We start from the raw sequence: 17,709 nt of genomic DNA, 5'->3' as shown, positions 1-17,709 counted from the left end.
CCCGAGGGTGCTCTAGCCTGGCCGGTTGTGAATAAGTGGGCGTGCATGGCGGAAACGCAATGCCTGCCAGTACGCACGTTGCATTCTCTGTCGTAGGCCACTGCGAGGCTGTCCGATGTGCAGCTGCGGTACAACTATCGCGTCTATCCGACGTCGGGTCAGCGGGAAGCGCTGGCGCGGGCGTTCGGGTGCGCGCGGGTGGTGTTCAACGACGGGCTGCGCGTCCGGCAGCAGGCCCGCGAGGTCGGGCTGCCGTACGTGTCGGACGGGGAGCTGTCCAAGCGGGTGATTACCGAGGCGAAGACGACGCCGGAGCGGGCGTGGCTGGGCGAGGTGTCGGCGGTGGTGTTGCAGCAGGCCCTCGCGGACCTGAACGTGGCGTACCGCAACTTCTTCGCATCTCTATCGGGGAAGCGCAGGGGGCGGGTGGCTCCGCCGCGTTTTCGGTCGCGTAAGGATAACCGGCAGGCGATTCGATTCACCGCCAACGCCCGATTCAAGGTGTTGGACAACGGTCGGCTGCGGCTGCCGAAGATTGGTGATCTGGCGGTGCGGTGGTCGCGGGTGCTACCCGCCGCGCCCAGTTCGGTGACGATCATCAAGGACTCGGCCGGCCGGTACTTCGCCTCGTTCGTCGTCCAGGCTGCCGACGAGCCGCTGCCGCCGGCCGACGCCGAGGTGGGCATCGACCTGGGTCTGACCCACTTCGCGGTCCTGTCCGACGGCACGAAGGTCGCGGCGCCACGATTCCTGCGCCGAGCCGCTCGCAGGCTGCGCCGGTTGCAGCAGGCGCTGTCGCGTAAGCAGCGGGGCAGCAACAACCGCAAGAAGGCCGTCGTCACGGTGGCGAAGGCGCACGCCCGGGTGGCTGACACCCGGCGAGACTGGCAGCACAAGCTCTCGACCCAGATCATCCGCGACAACCAAGCGGTGTACGTCGAGGACCTGTGCGTTAGCGGCCTTGCCCGGACCCGCCTGGCGAAGTCGGTGCACGACGCCGGCTGGGCCGGCTTCACCGCGATGCTGCAGTACAAGGCCGCCCGGTACGGGCGCACCTTCGCAAAGATCGACCGGTTCGCGCCCACGTCGCAGACGTGCTCGGAGTGCGGCCGGCCCGACGGACCCAAGCCGCTCAACGTCCGGTCGTGGACCTGCCCCTGCGGTGCGGTCCACGACCGGGACGTCAACGCGGCCATCAACGTGCTCGCGGCGGGACGCGCCGAGAGCCTAAACGCCTGTGGAGCGCAGGTAAGACCGGCACCCGTGCCGGCACCGCGCCGAGAAGCAGGAATCCGCCCGCGCGCTGCGCGCTGTTCCACGCGCAGCGCGGAGGGAATCCCCGTCCTTTAGGGCGGGGAGAACGTCAAAGCATCGACATGTGCACGTGGTCGGTGTGGTTCGACGGTCCGCTGTACGACTTCCACCCGGTGGCCGGGAACCAGATCTGCCGGTTCCAGATCACGTAGTAGATGCCGAGCCGGTCGGCGTTGCGGATCAGGAACGCGGCGAGGTTGTTGCCGTACATCCGGGTGTCGTTGTTGTGCCAGGGCGCGAAGCCGCTCCGCTGCAACGACCAGTCGCAGGCCTTGCCCTTCGGGTGCTCCCACGGCCCACCGGGCCGGTAGCAGCCCGCGAACCGGTTGAAGCCGGCCCGCCGGACCTCCTTGTACGCGTGCAGGGTGCGCGGCGTGATGGTGCCGGAGGTCGTCGGGTCGTCCTCGGTGCGCGACTCGGGACGCCAGCCGCCGTCCGCGGTTCGGCCGGGGCCGATCCGGGCGACCGGCGAGGTCGCGTCGACCAGGCCGCCGGTGAAGCCCCGGCCGCCGACCAGCTGGAGGGCCTTCTCGGCCTCCCGGCTCTCCCGGGCCATGTCGTTGGTGAGCTTCTGCTGCTCGCGCACCTCGGCGTCCAGCGCCAGCTTGGCCTGCTCCGCGCGGTTCTTGGCGGCGGTGACCTTGGCCAGCTTCTGCGCGTTGACCATGTTCAGCTCGTCCAGGGCGGCGGCGCGCCGGACGAACGAGTCGGGGGCGTCGCTCTCCAACAGCATCGCCACCGCGCCGATCCGGCCGGTCCGGTACGACTGCGCCGCGAGCTGCGAGACCGTCGGCTGCAACGCCGCCAGCTCGTCCTGCGCGCGCCGCACCTCCAGCCCGAGCTGCTGCTGGCGCTTCTTGGACTTCTCCAGCTGCGTCTTGGCCTTGGAATACTCGCGGTTGCGCAGCTCGATGACGTCGGTGAGCAGCTTGGGCTCGTCGTCCTCCTCGTGCCCGGAGGGGGTGGGGGTCGAGGGCGCGGCGATCGCGGCTGTCGGACCGCCGAGGATGGCCAGAGCGGCGAACACGGCCACCACCGGAGTCAACCAGCGGCGCAGGGGTGCCGTCACAGTGTTCCCTTCCGTCGACCGCCGACCGGGTTAGCTGACGGGTTCGGGACGGAAGTGGCCCCTACCGCTCGCGCGGATTCACCCCATGTACCTGGTTCCCCGGTTCGCCTCGCGGCGATTGGGCGGCGGCACCGCAGGCGCCGCTGCGCGCCTTCGGCGGTGACCGGCAGCGAGGTTACCCGAGAGTCGTACCGGGGATCTACGTCCAGAACCCGACTAAAAGCGTTATTTCGTCGTAGCGATGCGTGACGAGTGACGCGTTCGTCAGGTTCCGCGTCGGCGTCGGTCACGCTGCGGAGTCTCACCATGCGGTGTCCGTGCTCCTTTCCGGGTCGGGCCACCGTGCGGGGGCCGGGGTGGACGGTCGGCCGGGACGCGACGCGCTCAGCGCCTCGAGCGCCGTGTCCCGGTCGGCGGAGGGGCGGGGCGTGGGTGCCGGCCCGTTGTCCCGGGCGGGCTCGTCGGCCGGGCCACGACCGGCGGTGGCGACCAGCGCGGCCAGCGCGGTGGTCAGCGGTACGGCGGCGACCAGGCCGAGCGTCGCCACCGCGCTGCGGACGATCTCCTGGGCCAGGAACTCGCTGGTGAGGATCTGGCTCACCGGCCGGCTGTCGGCGGTGAGCAGGAGCAGCAGCGGCAGCGACGCGCCCGCGTACGCGAGCACGATGGTGTTCACCGTGGAGGCGATGTGCGCCCGGCCGACCCGGGTGGCGGCCCGGTAGAGCTGCGTCCGGGACAGTCCGGGGTTGGCGTGCGCCAGCTCGGTGACGGTGGCGGCCTGGGTGACGGTGACGTCGTCGAGCACGCCGAGCGAGCCGATGATGATGCCGGCCAGCAGCAGCCCGTGCAGGTCGACGTCGCGCTGGTACATCGACAGCGTGGTGGCCTCCTCGCTGCCGAACCCGGTCAGGTGGGCGGCAGCGGTGGCCAGGCTGCCGAGGAGTCCGGTCAGCACCAGGCTGCCGAGCGTGCCGAGGACCGCCACCGAGGTCTGCGCGGTGATCCCGTGGGTCAGGTACAGCACCACGAACATGATCAGCGCCGAGCCGGTGATCGCGATCAGCAGCGGCGAGCCGCCCGCCGCGATGCCGGGTACGACGAAGGCCAGCAGGATGGCGAAGCTGGCGCCGAGCCCGGCCAGCGCGGCCAGCCCGCGCAGCCGGCCGAACGCCACGATCGCCGCCGCGAAGAGCGCCACCAGCCACACCAGGGGCTTGCCGCGTTGGTGTTCGGCGATCTGGTAGCTGGTGGCGGTGGGGTCGGCCGGGTCGGCGAGCTGGACCAGCACCACCTCGTCGCCGACCGCCACGGTGGGCGCGCCCGGGCCGGCGGGCACCGGCGTCTCCACCTGCTGGCCGCTGTCCGGGCCCTGCTCGACCCGGACCGTCACGGTCCCGCACGGGCCCTCGGCCGCGCCGGGCGGCGCCTCCGGCGTCGGCGGGCAGGGTTCGGTCACCACCCGGGTCACCGTGCCGTGGTGGCGCGCCGGCTCGGCGCCGACGTCGGCCTGCCGCGAGTCGCGCGGCCACAGCACCAGGGCGGCGATCACCGTGACGACGAACAGCGGGACCACCGTCGCGACGAGGATCCGTCGCACCCCCGGTGGGGTGGACGGAGCGGGACGGGTGTGGTCGGCGCCCATTGCGAGTCTCCCAACGATCCAGGGCGGGGTACGTGTCAGCCGGCCGGTCGGTTCACCGGCGCAACGCGCGTGGCGAGCCGCGTACCCCGGTGTGGCCCCTGGGTGCCGGCGAGGTCACCCAGCGTGACCGGACGGTGCGGTCGCCCGGCGTGGCGACCCGCCCGGGCGGTCGCCCACGGCAGCCGAGCCCGGCGCGGTACGCGGGCGGGCGGCAGCTGCGGCGGATGGCGAGTCATGGCCGGAGAATCGTAGCCAGGTTCGGTGCGGGTCCGCCCGGTTCGGGCCATCGGCAGCGCGCCCACCGGGCATCGTGGGGGCATGGACCAGCACGCCGGACCGGCCGGGTCCCCGGGGCCGGGCCGGCACCGGGGGCACGACCGGCACGCCGGCCACGACCCGGAGATGTTCCGCCGTCGGTTCTGGTTCTGCCTGGCGCTGACCCTGCCCGTGGTCGCCACCAGCCACATGGTGATGGAGTGGTTCGGCTACCCGCTGGAGTTCCCCGGCCGGTCCCTGGTCGGGCCGGTGCTCGGCTCGGTGGTCTTCTGGTGGGGCGGCTGGCCGTTCCTCGTCGGCGCGGTGCGCGAGGTGCGCGACCGGGCCCCGGGCATGATGCTGCTGATCGGGATGGCGATCACCGTCGCGTACGCCGCGTCGCTCGCCACCAGCCTCGGCGCCTTCGAGCTGGACTTCTGGTGGGAGTTGGCCGCCCTGGTCACCATCATGCTGCTCGGGCACTGGCAGGAGATGAAGGCCGTCGGGCAGGCGCGGGGTGCGCTCGCGGCGCTGGCCGCGCTGCTCCCCGACGACGCCGAGCGGGTCGGGCCGCAGGGCGGCACCGAACGGGTGCCGGTGAGCGGCCTGCGGGTGGCCGACGTGGTGCTGGTCCGCCCCGGTGGCCGGGTGCCGGCCGACGGGCGGATCATCGACGGGGCCGCCGAGCTGGACGAGTCGATGGTCACCGGCGAGTCCCGCCCGGTCTCCCGGGCGGTCGGGGACCGGGTGGTGGCCGGCACCGTCGCCACCGACTCGGCGATCCGGGTCCGGGTGGAGGCGGTCGGCGACCAGACCACCCTCGCCGGCATCCAGCGCCTCGTGACGCAGGCGCAGCAGTCCGGCGGGCGGGCGCAGGCGCTGGCGGACCGCTTCGCCGCCTGGCTCTTCTACGTCGCCACCGCCACCGCCGTGCTGACCGTCGTGGGGTGGACCGCGCTGGGCGAGCGGGACGAGGCCGTGGTGCGGACCGTGACGGTGCTGGTGATCGCCTGCCCGCACGCGCTCGGCCTGGCCATTCCACTGGTGATCGCGCTCTCCACCGCGCTGGCCGCCCGCTCCGGCGTGCTGGTCCGCGACCGGCTCGCGCTGGAACGGATGCGCACCGTCGACGTGGTGCTCTTCGACAAGACCGGCACCCTCACCAGGGGCGAGCACGCCGTGGTCGGGGTGGCCGCCGCGCCGGGGACCGGCGAGGACGAGGTGCTGCGGCTCGCCGCCGGGGTCGAGGCGGACAGCGAACACCCGCTGGCCCGGGCGATCGTCGCGGCCGCCGCCGAGCGCGGCGGCCCGGCCCCGGCCGCCGGCTTTCGCTCGCTGCCGGGGCGCGGCGTCCGGGCCGACATCGACGGTACGCCGTACGCGGTCGGTGGCCCCGCGCTCCTGCGCGAGCAGGGGCTGGAGCTGCCCGGGGCGCTGGAGTCGGCGGCCCGGCGCTGGGCGGGGCGCGGCGCGGCGGTGCTGCACCTGGTCCGCCTGCCGGACACCGTCCTCGGCCTGCTCGCCCTCGCCGACGAGGTACGCCCCGAGGCCCGGGAGGCGATCGCGGAACTGCGTGCCGAGGGGGTCCGCAGCATCGCGATGATCACCGGGGACGCCCGGACGGTGGCCGAGGCGGTCGCCGCGGACCTCGGCTTCCGGCCCGGCGTCGACGAGGTCTTCGCCGAGGTGCTGCCCGCCGACAAGGATCGCAAGGTGACCGCGCTGCAACGCCGGGGGCTGCGGGTGGCGATGGTCGGTGACGGGGTCAACGACGCGCCGGCGCTGGCCCGGGCAGACGTGGGGATCGCGATCGGGGCGGGCACCGACGTGGCGATCGAGTCGGCCGGGGTGGTGCTGGCCTCCTCCGACCCGCGCGGGGTCGCCGGGGTGGTCCGGCTGAGTCGGGCGGCGTACCGGAAGATGCGGCAGAACCTCGCCTGGGCGGCCGGCTACAACGTGGTGGCGCTGCCGCTGGCGGCCGGCGTGCTGGCCTTCGCGGGGGTGGCGCTCAGTCCGGCGCTCGCCGCAGCGCTGATGTCCGCCTCGACGATCGTCGTCGCGCTCAACGCCCAACTGTTGCGCCGGGTACGCCTCTGATCCCCGCCCGGATCGGGCTAGCGTGGTCGGGTGCGAACGGCGACGGCGACGGCGCGGCCGGCCGGGTGGTGGGCCCGGCTGTTCCTGCTCGCCTGCACCCTGCTCGGGCTGGCCGCCATGCACACCATCGGCCACGGCACGCACTCCGTCGCGTCCCACCCGGACGGCCACGCCGCCGCCGGGTCGCAGCGGCTGATGGTCGTTCAGGCCACCCTGCCCGAGGCGGTCCCGGTCGCCCACAGCGCCGCACCCGAAACGGTCCCGGTCGCCCACAGCGCCGCGCCCGAAACGGTCCCGGCCGCCCACGGCGCCGGGCCGGTGTCGTTCGCCGGCCAGGCCGGCGGGGTGATGGTGGCTGACTGCGCCGGGGACGGCTGCGGACGGGCCGCCCCCGCCGACCAGCCGGGCGGTGCCCCGAGTGGCTGGAGTGTCTGCCTGGCGGTGCTCGGCGCCTTCACGGTGGCACTGCTGCTGGCGACGCTGCTGCTCGGTCGTGCCCGCCCGGCCGTCCACACCCGCCATGCGTCGGGTCCGTCGCGCGGGCCGCGCGCCCCGCCACCCCGCCCGGTCGGGCTTCGCCTCGCCACGGTGTCGGTGCTGCGCAGATAGGACACCCCGGCGCGGCCACGCCGCGTCCGAAGTCCGCTGCGTACGTATTCACACCGAAAGGTTTCGACCGTGTCCACTCGTACCATTGCGCGCCGTGCCGCCCTGGCCGGCGTCGCTCTCAGCGCCACTCTCGCCCTGGCCGCCTGCGCCGGCGACGACCACCAGGCCGGCTCCGGCCACGACATGCCGGGCGCGGGAGCCCCCGCCGGCCCGTCGGCGAGCGCGTCCGCCACGTTCGGCGACGCCGACGTGATGTTCGCCCAGATGATGATCCCGCACCACCAGCAGGCGGTGCGGATGTCGGAGCTGGCCGACAGCCGTGCCGAGGACCCGGAGGTCAAGCACCTCGCCGCACAGATCAAGGCCGCCCAGGCGCCGGAGATCGCCACCATGACCGGCTGGCTCACTGCCTGGGGTCGGCCCGTCCCGTCCGGCAGCCCGACCGGCGGCCACCACGACCACGGCATGCCGGGCATGATGTCCGACGCCGACATGGCGAAGCTGGCGGACGCCTCCGGCCGGGAGTTCGACCGGCAGTTCCTGACCATGATGATCGCCCACCACGAGGGCGCCATCACCATGGCGGAGGAGGAGCTCGCCAGCGGCGGCAACGCGGACGCCAAGGCCATGGCGCAGCAGATCGTCAACGCCCAGCAGAGCGAGATCGACGCGATGAAGAAGATCCTCGCCCGGCTCTGACCACCGCCGGCCGGGGCGCCCGGAGCTGTCGTGGCTCCGGCGCCCCGGCCTGGTGACCGTGCCGGTCAGGCCCGGGTCCGCAGTGCCGACCGCCGCCGCTGGTACGCCTCGTCGTCGATCTCGCCGCGCGTGGCGGGCTCAGCCGCGCTTCATCAGGCGGCCGACGGCGGCCATCATCTCGGCGGCCATCTCGTCGGCGCGGCCCTCGGCGGCCCCCTCGTGCATGCAGTGCCGGGCGTGGCCGTCGAGCAGGCCGAGGGCGACCTTGTCCAGGGCGGCCTGGATCGCCGAGATCTGGGTCAGCACGTCGATGCAGTAGCGGTCGTCGTCGACCATCTTCTCCACGCCGCGGACCTGGCCCTCGACGCGGCGCAGCCGCGCGAGCAGCTGGTCCTTGCTGGCGGTGTAGCCCCGGGTCGGGGTGCTCGGTGTGGTCATGACGACCAGGATAGCGTACCCCCTGGGGGTATGCTACGGTCCTCGGGAGAGCTACCCCTGGGGGGTATAGCATGGATGCGGGAGGAGAGTTGCCATGGTCACCACCACGTACCAGGTACAGGGCATGACCTGCGGGCACTGCGTCAACTCGGTCAGCACCGAGGTGAGCGCGATCCAGGGCGTCAGCGACGTCCAGGTGGACCTGGCCTCCGGCCGGGTCACCGTCACCAGTGAGAGCCCGCTGGACACCGACGCCGTACGCGCCGCCGTCGACGAGGCCGGATACGACCTCGTCGAGGCGTGACGGGGTCACGACCCCAGAGAACCGAGGTATCACGATGAACACGGCGACGAAGCTGAGCGGTTTCGCCCTCGGCCTCGCGGCGGTGTTCGGCACGGCGTACGGGGTCGGCCACCTGACCGACCCCGTCACCCCGGCCGCCGACACCCGTCACGAGCCCGTCGACGCCGACCACGGCGCCGACCCGCACGGCGGCTCCGACTCGCACGGTGGCGACCCCGGCGGTGCCGCGCACCTGCCCGGCGGGCTGCTCGTCTCCGACCGCGGCTACACCATGCAGCCGGTGGACGCCCCGACCGGGCAGTTCGCCTTCCGGATCACCGGCCCGGACGGCGCCGCGGTGACCGGCTACGAGATCGCCCACGACAAGCGGATGCACCTGATCGTGGCGCGGCGCGACCTGTCCGGCTTCCGGCACGTCCACCCCGAGCTGGGCGCCGACGGCACCTGGCGGGTGGACTCCCCGCTGGGCGGGCCGGGCGTCTGGCGCGCCTTCGCCGACTTCACCCCGTCGGGCGGGGAGGCGCTCACCCTCGGGGTCGACGTGACCGTCCCCGGCCAGCTCCAGCCCCGGCCGCTGCCGGCCCCGGCCGCCAGCGCCACGGTCGACGGCTACACGGTCACCCTCGCCGGCACCCCGCAGCCGGGCCGTACCAGCCAGCTGACGCTGACCGTCAGCCGGGACGGGAAGCCGGTCACCGACCTGGAGCCCTATCTCGGCGCGTACGGGCACCTGGTGGCGTTGCGGCAGGGCGACCTCGCGTACCTGCACGTGCACCCGGAGGGCGTGCCCGGTGACGGGCGTACCCCGGCCGGACCGGCGGTGAGCTTCGCCGCCGAGGTGCCCTCGGCCGGCAGCTACCGGCTGTACCTGGACTTCCGGCACGGCGGGGCGGTGCACACCGCCGAGTTCACGGTGCTGGCCGGCGACGCCCCGGCGGCCCCGGCGAGCACCCCCGGCACCCGGACCACCCCGACCGTTCCCACCCCGACCGCCGACGCCGGCCACGGCGCCCCCGGTCACGGGCACAACTGATCGGAGGTGCCGCGATGACCCCCACCACGGACTCCCTGCCGGTCGCACCTCACCGGATCGAGCTGGCCATCGGCGGGATGACCTGCGCGTCCTGCGCCGCGCGGATCGAGAAGAAGCTCAACCGGATGGAGGGCGTGACCGCCACCGTCAACTACGCCACCGAGAAGGCCACCGTCCGGTACGCCGACGAGGTCACGCCGGCGGACCTCATCGCCACGGTGGAGAAGACCGGCTACACCGCCGTCGTGCCGCCCCCACCCACCCCGGCCGGTACGACCGGACCGGCCGCCGAGCCGGCCGACGAGCTGCGCGGCCTGCGGACCAGGCTGTGGCTCTCGATCGCGCTGACCGTGCCGGTGATCCTGCTGGCCATGGTGCCGGCCTGGCAGTTCACCTACTGGCAGTGGCTGTCGCTGACCCTGGCCGCCCCGGTGGTGGTCTACGGCGGGCTGCCGTTCCACCGGGCCGCCTGGATCAACCTGCGGCACGGCGCCGCCACCATGGACACCCTGGTCTCGCTGGGCACCCTGGCCGCGTTCGGCTGGTCGCTCTGGGCGCTCTTCCTCGGTGACGCCGGGATGCCCGGGATGACGCACCCGTTCCGGCTCGACATCACCCGCACCGACGGGGCCGGCAACATCTACCTGGAGGCGGCGGCCGGCGTCACCGTCTTCATCCTCGCCGGCCGGTACTTCGAGGCCCGCTCCAAGCGGACCGCCGGCGCCGCCCTGCGCGCCCTGTTGGAGCTGGGTGCCCGGGACGTCGCGGTGCTGCGCGGCGACGTCGAGACCCGGATCCCGGTCGACCAGCTCGCGGTGGGCGACCGGTTCGTGGTCCGCCCCGGTGAGAAGGTCGCCACCGACGGGGTGGTGGACGAGGGCACGTCGGCCGTCGACGCCAGCATGCTCACCGGCGAGTCGGTGCCGGTCGAGGTCGGCCCGGGCGACACCGTGGTCGGCGCGACGGTGAACGCCGGTGGCCGGCTGGTGGTCACCGCCACCCGGGTCGGTGCGGACACCCAGCTCGCCCAGATGGCGAAGCTGGTGGAGCAGGCGCAGACCGGCAAGGCGGCCGTGCAGCGGCTGGCCGACCGGATCTCCGGCGTCTTCGTCCCGATCGTGATCGCCCTGGCCGCCGGCACGCTCGGCTGGTGGCTCGGCACCGGGGCGGGCCCGACGGCCGCGTTCACCGCCGCGGTCGCCGTGCTGATCATCGCCTGCCCGTGCGCGCTCGGCCTGGCCACGCCCACGGCGCTGCTGGTCGGGACCGGCCGGGGAGCCCAGCTCGGCATCCTGATCAAGGGGCCGGAGATGCTGGAGTCCACCCGCCAGGTGGACACCGTCGTGCTGGACAAGACCGGCACGGTCACCACCGGCCGAATGACCCTGGTCGACGTGCTTCCCGCCCAGGGGGTCGACCGGACGGAACTGCTCCGGCTCGCCGGGGCGCTGGAGGCCGGCTCGGAGCACCCGGTCGCCCGGGCGGTCGCGGCGGGCGCCGCCGAGGCGGGCGCGCTGCCGCCGGTCACGGGCTTCGCCAACGCCGAGGGGCTCGGTGTCACCGGCACGGTGGACGGCCACGAGGTGGTCGTCGGTCGGCTCCGGCTGCTGCGCGAGCGGGGCCTGGCCGTACCCGAGGAGGTCGTGCGGGCGGCGGGTGACGCGGAGGCGGCCGGCCGGACGGCCGTGCTGGCCGGCTGGGACGGCCGGGCCCGGGGCGTCCTCGCGGTCGCCGACGCGGTCAAGCCGACCAGCCGGGCGGCGATCGACGGGCTGCGCGGCCTGGGCCTGAAGCCGGTGCTGCTCACCGGCGACAACGCGACCGTCGCCCGGGCGGTGGCGGCCGAGGTCGGCATCGACGAGGTGATCGCCGAGGTGCTGCCGGCCGACAAGGTCGACGTGGTCAGGCGACTCCAGGGCGAGGGGCGGACCGTCGCGATGGTCGGCGACGGGGTCAACGACGCCGCCGCGCTGGCCCAGGCCGACCTGGGGCTGGCCATGGGCACCGGCACCGACGTGGCGATCGAGGCCGCCGACCTGACGCTGGTGCGCGGCGACCTCACCGCCGCGGTCGACGCCATCCGGCTCTCCCGGCGGACCCTGGCCATCATCAAGGGCAACCTCTTCTGGGCGTTCGCCTACAACCTGGCCGCGCTGCCGCTGGCCGCCGCCGGCCTGCTCAACCCGATGATCGCCGGGGCCGCGATGGCCTTCTCGTCGGTGTTCGTGGTCGCCAACAGCCTCCGGCTGCGCGGGTTCCGCCCGGTCGGCTGAGCATCGGCGCGCCGCCGCCGGTCCCACCGAGGGGCCGGCGGCGAGGGCGTCTCCCTATCCCGCCACCCCGACCAGTCGCCGGTCACCGTGGGTGATCACGTATGGGTGATCGGTGTTTCCGGCGAAAAGACCCGGGGTACATCCGGGACGTCGGAGGAACTGCAAACTGGAGGTTCGCATGGGTATCGACGACAAGATCGACAACGCCGGCGAGAACACCGCGGGCAAGATCAAGGAGGGCGTGGGTCGGGCGACCGACGACGAGCGCCTCGAGGCCGAGGGCCGCAACGACCAGGCGAAGTCCAACCTCAAGCAGGCCGGCGAGAAGATCAAGGACGCTTTCAAGAGCTGACCCACGCATTCCGCACGCCGGGCCGACGACCTGTCGGCCCGGCGTGCGGCGCGCTGCGCCCGCCGGCGATCGCGGTCACCACCGGGGAGCCGATACCCGGCAGCGGAGCGTGAGTGCCCGTGCCATGTTGACGTGACCTGACAGCGATCCTGGTCGTTGCCAGAACGACATCCGCCGCGATCCGACCCAGCGGCCGCGCGACGAGATCCGGCCGTGGGTCGACCCGCGCCGTCCCCTCCGGACGGCCGACACCCGAACGGGGAGTCCCATGTTCCGAAGCTCCGCCGCCGCGCTCGCCCTGGTGGCCTGCGCCGCCCTCGCCGCCGGCTGCCAGCAGGCCGGCGACGACGCCCCGCAGGACGCTCCGGCCGCCGCGAGCGCCACCGCCACCGCGAGCGCGGCCTCGACGCCCAGCCCGAGCGCGTCGCCGACCGGCCCGAGCGCCGCCAACACCGCCGCCGTCTGCCGGCGCGCCGATGAGCTGATCATCGAGGCCAGCCGGAGGATCGCCGACGACTCGGCCGCGGCCACCCGCCGCCAACTCACCCCGGAGCAGCTCAACGGCCAGCTCAAGGGCACCCTCGCCGGGCTCGCCGACGACCTGCGCGAGCAGGCCGGCAACGCCGAGGACGCGCGGATCAGGGACCTGGTGACCGATGCCGCGAAGCAGATCGACACGGGAGCCGCCGCGGCCAGCCCGGCGACCTGGATGGCGACCGGCTTCGTCCGCATCCCCGAGCGGCTCACCCGCGACTGCCACGTCTGACCGGCGGCGGCCCGACGAGCGATTGGTGCCGCGGAGCCGGCCCGCTGAGCGGGAGCCACAGGCGTGCCACAGACCCTGTGGAGCTGATGTCGTAGATGAATCACCGATCGGGGCCGGCGGCCGGCGCGGTCCATCCCACCCGTGATTCGTTCACGACATCAGCTCCACAGCGACCGACCCCTGCCCCGACCGGCCGACCAGATGCTCAGCGCCGTACCCGGTAGGTCACGTGGGTGACGGTCGGGCCGGCGACCACCGACACCTGCTCCAGCCGCGGGTCGCCGACCCCCTCGAAGAGCCGTTCGCCGGCCCCGAGCACGATCGGCACGACGTGCAGCTGGAGGGTGTCCAGCAGCCCCGCCGCCAGGCACTGGTTGACCGTGCTCGCGCCGCCCGCCACGGAGACCACCCGGTCGCCGGCCGCCTCCCGGGCCTGCCGCAGCGCGGCGGCGAGCCCGTCGGTGACGAACCGGAACTCCGTCCCGCCGCGCATCACCAGCGTCTCGCGCGGATGGTGGGTGAGCACGAAGACCGGCGTCCGGAACGGCGGGTCCTCGCCCCACCAGCCGGTCCAGTCGAGGTCCCACGGCCCGTCGCCGCCGCCGAACATCCGGCGTCCCATCACGTACGCCCCGACGTCCCGGGTCATCTCGTCGACCACCTCGGCGTCGACGCCGCGCTCCCCACCGGCCAGCCCGTGCCGCTCCCGCCAGGCGTCCAGCCCGAAGAACCACTCGTGCAGGCGCAGCCCGCCCCGACCGAGCGGGTCCTGCCGGCTCTGGTCCGGCCCCGCCACGTACCCGTCCAACGACATCGAGATCTGACAGCTCACTGTGGTCATGCGGGGTGGACTCCCGTCGTCACCGGAACTCATCGGTCGCCCGCCAGCCGGGCCGCGCGCACCTCCAGGTAGCGCCGCTCCGGCAGGCTGGTGGTCCGCCGGGCCGCCAGCAGGTACGCCTCCCGTGCCGCGTCCCGCTCCCCGGCCAGCTCCAGCAGGTGGGCCCGGACGGCCGCCAGCCGGTGGTGGCCGGCGATCCGCTCGTCGGCGTCGAGCGGGGTGAGCAGGGCGAGCCCGGCGCGCGGTCCGTCCACCATGGCCACCGCGGCGGCCTGGTTGAGGGTGACCATCGGGTTCGGCGACACGGCCGCCAGCACCCGGTAGAGCGCGACGATCTGCGGCCAGTCCGTCCGCTCGGCGGAGGGCGCCTCGGCGTGCACCGCCGCGATCGCCGCCTGGAGCTGGTACGGGCCCGGCAGCGACCAGGTCAGCGCCTCGGTCACCAGGGCCACCCCCTCGGCGATGGCGGCCAGGTCCCACCGGCTCCGGTCCTGTTCGGCGAGCGGGACCAGTTCCCCGCCCGGCCCGGTCCGCGCCGCCCGGTGCGCGTCGGTGAGCAGCATCAGCGCGAGCAGGCCGGCGACCTCGCCGTCGTGGGGCAGCGCCCGGTGCAGCTGGCGGGTCAGCCGGATCGCCTCGCCGGTCAGCTCGGCCCGGTGCAGGTCCGCCCCGCTGGAGGCGGTGTAGCCCTCGTTGAAGATCAGGTACAGCACGTGCAGTACGGTTCGCAGCCGCTCGTCCCGCTCGGCGGGCGACGGCATGACGAACCGCGCGCCGGCCGCCTCGACGCGCTGCTTGGCCCGGCGGATGCGCTGGCTCATGGTCGGCTCCGGCAGCAGGAACGCCTGCGCGATCTGCGCCGTGCTCAGCCCACCGACCGCGCGCAGGGTCAGCGCCAGCTGCGCCGAGCGGGGCAGCGCCGGATGGCAGCAGAGGAAGAACAGGGTGAGGCTGTCGTCCCCGGCCGACGGCGACTCGTCGGCGGCCGGGGCGACCGTCGCGTACGCCGGCTCCCGGAGCGCGACGGCGACCTCGCGGTCGCGGCGGGCCCGCTCGCTGCGCCACTCGTCGGTCAGCCGGCGGCCGGCGACGGTGAGCAGCCAGGCGCGGGGATTGTCCGGCACTCCCCGCTCCGGCCACTGCGTGGCGGCGGCCAGCAGCGCCTCCTGCACCGCGTCCTCACCGGCGGAGAAGGCGCCGTGCCGGCGGACCAGGATGCCGAGGACCTGCGGCGCGAGGGCGCGCAGCAGGTCCTCCACCTCCCGCTGCGTCACATCTCGGTCCCGGCCTCGTCCATCACCGGGCGCACCTCCAGCACGCCGAAGCCCATCCGGACGTCGGGCCAGCGCGCGGCGATCTCGGCGGCCCGCTCCGGGCTGTCGCAGTCGACCATCAGGTAGCCGGCGAACTGTTCCTTGCTCTCCATGAACGGTCCGTCGGTCACCTCGGGGCGCTCGCCGGCGAGCCGGACCGTCCGGGTCTGCGACGGGTCGGCCAGCGCCTGGCCGCCGACCAGCTCGCCGGACTCGGTCAGCTCCTTCATGATCTCGTCGACCTCGCCGAAGAGCGCGGTGCGCTCCTGCTCGTTGAGGCCCTCGACGAAGCCGGGCCGGTTCCAGATCAGCAACATGTACTTCACGTGGTGCTCCTGACGTCGCGTGGCCACGCCGTTCGTGGCCCTCGATGACAGGTCGGAGCCCGCCTGCTGGATCCGACACCGCCGCCGGACGAATTCTGCCCGAGCGGTCAGCTCCGGCCGGGCAGCGGCCGGGCCGGTGGCGTGCCGGCGTGCAGCGACGCCCGGTCGGCGGCGGAGGTGCCGGAGTGCCAGCCGTCGGCGTCCCGGATGGTCAGCCGGGCCCGGGTGACGCCGGGGAAGAGGGTCTCCATCCGCTCGCGGACCGCGTCCGAGCGGGCGGCCAGCACGGGGAGCAGCCGTTCCGGGCCGGTCGCGTCGGCCGCCTGCCGGCCGGCCTCCTCGGTCGCGGCCCGCAGCCGTTCCCCGATCCGCAGCGCGAACGCGTGCAGGAACGACTCGTCGTACGCCTTGGTCCGCCGGCTGCTGCCCCGCTTGCGCTCGGTGCGCCCGCGCAGCATCGCGGCGGTGGCCTGCACCAGCAGCGAGGTGTAGAGCAGCTCGACCGCCTCCAGATCGCCGGCGAAGCCGAGCACGGTGGCGAAGCCCAGGTCGTCGTTCCACACCGACTCGCACCGGTTCGCCGCCGCCACCTCCTGCACCAGCAGCGCCTTCGCCCCGGCGTACGGGGCGTCGGTGCTCAGGCGCATGCCGCCGGGCAGGTCGGGGCGCTCGGCGGTGGCCTCGACCAGCGCCCGGTCCAGGCTGTGCCGGGCGATCAACTCCTGCGCCTTGCCGGTCAGCGCCTCCGCCTCGGCCGGGAAGGTGGTCGACTCGGCCTTGGCCAGCAGCGCCCGCACCCGGTCGAGCAGCACCGAACCGCTGCGCCCCGGGGCGGCGCGCCGGGTCACGGTCGGCCCGCCCCCGCCCGGCGGCGGGCGCAGCATCGCGATCGGTGGCAGGCCGTCCAGCAGCGCCAGCACCTCGACCGCGTCGCGCAGCGCGATTATCCGGTCCTCGCCCTCGCGGGCCGCCCACCGGGTCAGCCAGCCGGCGTCGTCGTCCCACCACACCCGGGCCGCCAGCCCGTCGAGCTGCTCGTCCCACCACGGCGGGACGTCGCCGGCCTGCCCCCGCCGCTGGGCGGCGAGCGTGTCGCGGACCAGCCGGCCGGGTCGCGCGCCGAGGCGGCGGGTCACCATCCTGGCCACGTCGACCGGCTGCCAGCCGCGCGGCCAGAGCCGGGCGAGGGCGCCCGCCAGGCGGTCGAGGAGGGCGGCGTCCACCGCCGCCGTGCCGTCCGGGGCGCCGGTGCCGACCACGAGCCGGTCCAGCTTCCGCTCCGCGTCGCGTACGTCGGTGCCGCGCACCGCCGCGACCGCGTCGGCGATGAGGGCGTGGGCGTCCGGCACGGGTGGTCCTTCCTGGGCGAGACGCCCGGGTGGTGTCCGGATCGTCGGGAGTGTCTGCCCGGCAACGGTACCGGGTGCGGATTGGACGGCCGCAGCACTCATCCGCACGGGCCCCGTCCGCGTACTACTGCGCGAGCGGACGGAGGGTCGAGGGTGGGCAGCCTCACGGTGAGCGGGTCGGCCGACCGGAGCCGGCACCGTGGTCGTCGCGGGGCCGGGGCCCGGGCGGTCGCGCTGGTGCTGGCGCTGGTGGTGGTCGCCGGCCTGGGCGGCGGCGCCTGGGCGGCCCGGCGCGGCGAGCTGGACCCCGGCGCGCTGATCGGTGACGTCCGCCGGGCGCCCGCGCCGGCCCGCGCGGCGGTGGCCGCCCCGCCGGCCGACGCCCCGCCCCCGGGCCGACCGGCGGCGACGCCCACCGCCCCCGCCCTGGGCTACCCCGAGCGGGGTACGGGCACCTGGCGGACGGCGACCGCCCGGGGTGCGGTGGCCGGACGCGTGGGCGAGCTGCTGCGGTACCGGGTGGCGGTCGAGGGCGGCATCGACGAGGTGGAGGTGGAACGGTTCGGCCGGGAGGTGGCCGTGGTGCTGGCCGACCGCCGGGGTTGGACGGGCGGGGGGCGGTGGCGGCTGCAACGGGTCGGCCCGGACGTCCCGGCCGACTTCACCGTGCTGCTGACCACCCCGGCGACCCGCGCCGACCTGTGCGGGGACGCCGACGACCGCTACACCTCCTGCCGCAACGGCGACCGGGTGGTGGTCAACGTGGCCCGCTGGGCGCGCGGCGTGCCCGGGTTCGGCGGTGACCTGGCGACCTACCGGGCGTACGTGCTCAACCACGAGGTCGGCCACCGGCTCGGGATGGGACACGAGCTGTGCCCGGCCCGGGGCGTGCCGGCCCCGGTGATGCAGCAGCAGACGCTGGGGCTGCACGGCTGCACGCCGAACGCCTGGCCGTACGTCGACGGCACGCTGCACACCGGCCGTCCCGGCGAGTACGACGACCCGGTGCCGGCCGGGGACTGACCCCGT

17 protein-coding genes and 1 riboswitch are annotated in these 17,709 nt (G+C 74.6%); of the genes, 10 read left to right on the top strand and 7 right to left on the bottom strand.

All coding sequences use genetic code 11. The features are described from left to right. The first annotated feature begins 117 nt into the window (after positions 1–117). Positions 118–1,350 carry an RNA-guided endonuclease InsQ/TnpB family protein gene (locus tag V6U89_RS19040; RefSeq protein ID WP_334572649.1) on the top strand — a complete coding sequence of 411 codons (1,233 nt, stop codon included), beginning with the start codon at positions 118–120 and terminating at the stop codon, positions 1,348–1,350. A 13-nt stretch (positions 1,351–1,363) separates the two neighbouring features. Here V6U89_RS19040 and V6U89_RS19035 read toward each other — a convergent pair whose 3' ends face one another. Together V6U89_RS19035 and V6U89_RS19030 are read right to left on the bottom strand one after the other, a co-directional pair. Continuing rightward, the gene (locus V6U89_RS19035; RefSeq protein ID WP_334572647.1) at positions 1,364–2,383 is read right to left on the bottom strand and encodes a coiled-coil domain-containing protein; all 1,020 of its coding nucleotides are present in this window, start codon (positions 2,381–2,383) and stop codon (positions 1,364–1,366) included. 4 nt (positions 2,384–2,387) lie between these two features. Continuing rightward, positions 2,388–2,518: riboswitch (cyclic di-AMP (ydaO/yuaA leader) on the bottom strand. Between the two features lie 166 nt (positions 2,519–2,684). After that, positions 2,685–4,025, bottom strand: a complete 1,341-nt coding sequence (locus tag V6U89_RS19030) for a YibE/F family protein (RefSeq protein WP_334572645.1) — start codon at positions 4,023–4,025, stop codon at positions 2,685–2,687. A 318-nt stretch (positions 4,026–4,343) separates the two neighbouring features. Here V6U89_RS19030 and V6U89_RS19025 point away from each other — a divergent pair, with 318 nt between their 5' ends. The 3 genes from V6U89_RS19025 (at position 4,344) to V6U89_RS19015 (ending at position 7,685) form a co-directional block, all read left to right on the top strand. Then, positions 4,344–6,377 carry a heavy metal translocating P-type ATPase gene (locus V6U89_RS19025; protein ID WP_334572643.1) on the top strand — a complete coding sequence of 678 codons (2,034 nt, stop codon included), beginning with the start codon at positions 4,344–4,346 and terminating at the stop codon, positions 6,375–6,377. Between the two features lie 30 nt (positions 6,378–6,407). Beyond that, the gene (locus V6U89_RS19020; RefSeq protein WP_334572641.1) at positions 6,408–6,986 is read left to right on the top strand and encodes a hypothetical protein; all 579 of its coding nucleotides are present in this window, start codon (positions 6,408–6,410) and stop codon (positions 6,984–6,986) included. Positions 6,987–7,055: 69 nt separating this feature from the next. Then, on the top strand, positions 7,056–7,685 hold the full coding sequence (locus V6U89_RS19015; protein WP_334572639.1) for a DUF305 domain-containing protein: 630 nt from the start codon (positions 7,056–7,058) through the stop codon (positions 7,683–7,685). Positions 7,686–7,823: 138 nt separating this feature from the next. On the opposite strand, the gene V6U89_RS19010 is transcribed toward V6U89_RS19015, so the two are convergent. Further along, positions 7,824–8,123 (bottom strand): metal-sensitive transcriptional regulator, encoded by a 300-nt coding sequence (locus tag V6U89_RS19010; RefSeq protein WP_154939970.1) that lies wholly within the window; start codon positions 8,121–8,123, stop codon positions 7,824–7,826. A gap of 94 nt (positions 8,124–8,217) precedes the next feature. Between V6U89_RS19010 and V6U89_RS19005 the strand changes: the two genes are divergently transcribed. The 5 genes from V6U89_RS19005 to V6U89_RS18985 all read left to right on the top strand — a co-directional run bounded on the left by V6U89_RS19005 (position 8,218) and on the right by V6U89_RS18985 (position 12,851). Next, positions 8,218–8,427 (top strand): heavy-metal-associated domain-containing protein, encoded by a 210-nt coding sequence (locus V6U89_RS19005; RefSeq protein ID WP_154939967.1) that lies wholly within the window; start codon positions 8,218–8,220, stop codon positions 8,425–8,427. A gap of 34 nt (positions 8,428–8,461) precedes the next feature. Then, a complete protein-coding gene (locus V6U89_RS19000) occupies positions 8,462–9,460 on the top strand; it encodes a hypothetical protein (protein WP_334572636.1) in 999 nt (332 codons plus the stop codon). 14 nt (positions 9,461–9,474) lie between these two features. Then, positions 9,475–11,733, top strand: coding sequence for a heavy metal translocating P-type ATPase (locus V6U89_RS18995; RefSeq protein ID WP_334572634.1), 2,259 nt, complete (start codon positions 9,475–9,477; stop codon positions 11,731–11,733). 178 nt (positions 11,734–11,911) lie between these two features. Then, a complete protein-coding gene (locus V6U89_RS18990) occupies positions 11,912–12,085 on the top strand; it encodes a CsbD family protein (protein ID WP_334572632.1) in 174 nt (57 codons plus the stop codon). A 268-nt stretch (positions 12,086–12,353) separates the two neighbouring features. After that, positions 12,354–12,851, top strand: coding sequence for a hypothetical protein (locus V6U89_RS18985; RefSeq protein WP_334572630.1), 498 nt, complete (start codon positions 12,354–12,356; stop codon positions 12,849–12,851). A 205-nt stretch (positions 12,852–13,056) separates the two neighbouring features. Here V6U89_RS18985 and V6U89_RS18980 read toward each other — a convergent pair whose 3' ends face one another. The 4 genes from V6U89_RS18980 to V6U89_RS18965 form a co-directional block, all read right to left on the bottom strand. After that, positions 13,057–13,692 (bottom strand): dihydrofolate reductase family protein, encoded by a 636-nt coding sequence (locus V6U89_RS18980; RefSeq protein WP_334572628.1) that lies wholly within the window; start codon positions 13,690–13,692, stop codon positions 13,057–13,059. Between the two features lie 29 nt (positions 13,693–13,721). Next, positions 13,722–14,966 carry an RNA polymerase sigma factor gene (locus V6U89_RS18975; RefSeq protein ID WP_334572626.1) on the bottom strand — a complete coding sequence of 415 codons (1,245 nt, stop codon included), beginning with the start codon at positions 14,964–14,966 and terminating at the stop codon, positions 13,722–13,724. Then, positions 14,963–15,322, bottom strand: a complete 360-nt coding sequence (locus V6U89_RS18970; RefSeq protein WP_334572743.1) for a YciI family protein — start codon at positions 15,320–15,322, stop codon at positions 14,963–14,965. Before V6U89_RS18970 ends, V6U89_RS18975 begins: the two co-directional genes overlap by 4 nt. 116 nt (positions 15,323–15,438) lie before the next feature. Beyond that, the gene (locus V6U89_RS18965) at positions 15,439–16,680 is read right to left on the bottom strand and encodes a DUF2786 domain-containing protein (protein ID WP_334572624.1); all 1,242 of its coding nucleotides are present in this window, start codon (positions 16,678–16,680) and stop codon (positions 15,439–15,441) included. A gap of 153 nt (positions 16,681–16,833) precedes the next feature. Between V6U89_RS18965 and V6U89_RS18960 the strand changes: the two genes are divergently transcribed. After that, a complete protein-coding gene (locus tag V6U89_RS18960) occupies positions 16,834–17,703 on the top strand; it encodes a DUF3152 domain-containing protein (protein ID WP_334572622.1) in 870 nt (289 codons plus the stop codon). Positions 17,704–17,709: the final 6 nt, after the last annotated feature.

Source organism: Micromonospora sp. CPCC 206171, from assembly GCF_036906755.1.
Classification (GTDB): Bacteria; Actinomycetota; Actinomycetes; order Mycobacteriales; family Micromonosporaceae; genus Micromonospora; species Micromonospora purpureochromogenes.
This window is presented reverse-complemented; position numbering and strand designations above follow the sequence as displayed.

Excerpts from the sequence above, each read along its gene's own strand:
- V6U89_RS19010 (WP_154939970.1), bottom strand. The coding sequence starts at position 8,123 with ATGACCACACCGAGCACCCCGACCCGGGGCTACACCGCCAGCAAGGAC.
- V6U89_RS18980 (WP_334572628.1), bottom strand. The coding sequence starts at position 13,692 with ATGACCACAGTGAGCTGTCAGATCTCGATGTCGTTGGACGGGTACGTG.
- V6U89_RS18995 (WP_334572634.1), top strand. The coding sequence starts at position 9,475 with ATGACCCCCACCACGGACTCCCTGCCGGTCGCACCTCACCGGATCGAG.
- V6U89_RS19025 (WP_334572643.1), top strand. The coding sequence starts at position 4,344 with ATGGACCAGCACGCCGGACCGGCCGGGTCCCCGGGGCCGGGCCGGCAC.
- V6U89_RS19000 (WP_334572636.1), top strand. The coding sequence starts at position 8,462 with ATGAACACGGCGACGAAGCTGAGCGGTTTCGCCCTCGGCCTCGCGGCG.
- V6U89_RS19005 (WP_154939967.1), top strand. The coding sequence starts at position 8,218 with ATGGTCACCACCACGTACCAGGTACAGGGCATGACCTGCGGGCACTGC.
- V6U89_RS18985 (WP_334572630.1), top strand. The coding sequence starts at position 12,354 with ATGTTCCGAAGCTCCGCCGCCGCGCTCGCCCTGGTGGCCTGCGCCGCC.
- V6U89_RS18990 (WP_334572632.1), top strand. The coding sequence starts at position 11,912 with ATGGGTATCGACGACAAGATCGACAACGCCGGCGAGAACACCGCGGGC.
- V6U89_RS19030 (WP_334572645.1), bottom strand. The coding sequence starts at position 4,025 with ATGGGCGCCGACCACACCCGTCCCGCTCCGTCCACCCCACCGGGGGTG.
- V6U89_RS18970 (WP_334572743.1), bottom strand. The coding sequence starts at position 15,322 with ATGTTGCTGATCTGGAACCGGCCCGGCTTCGTCGAGGGCCTCAACGAG.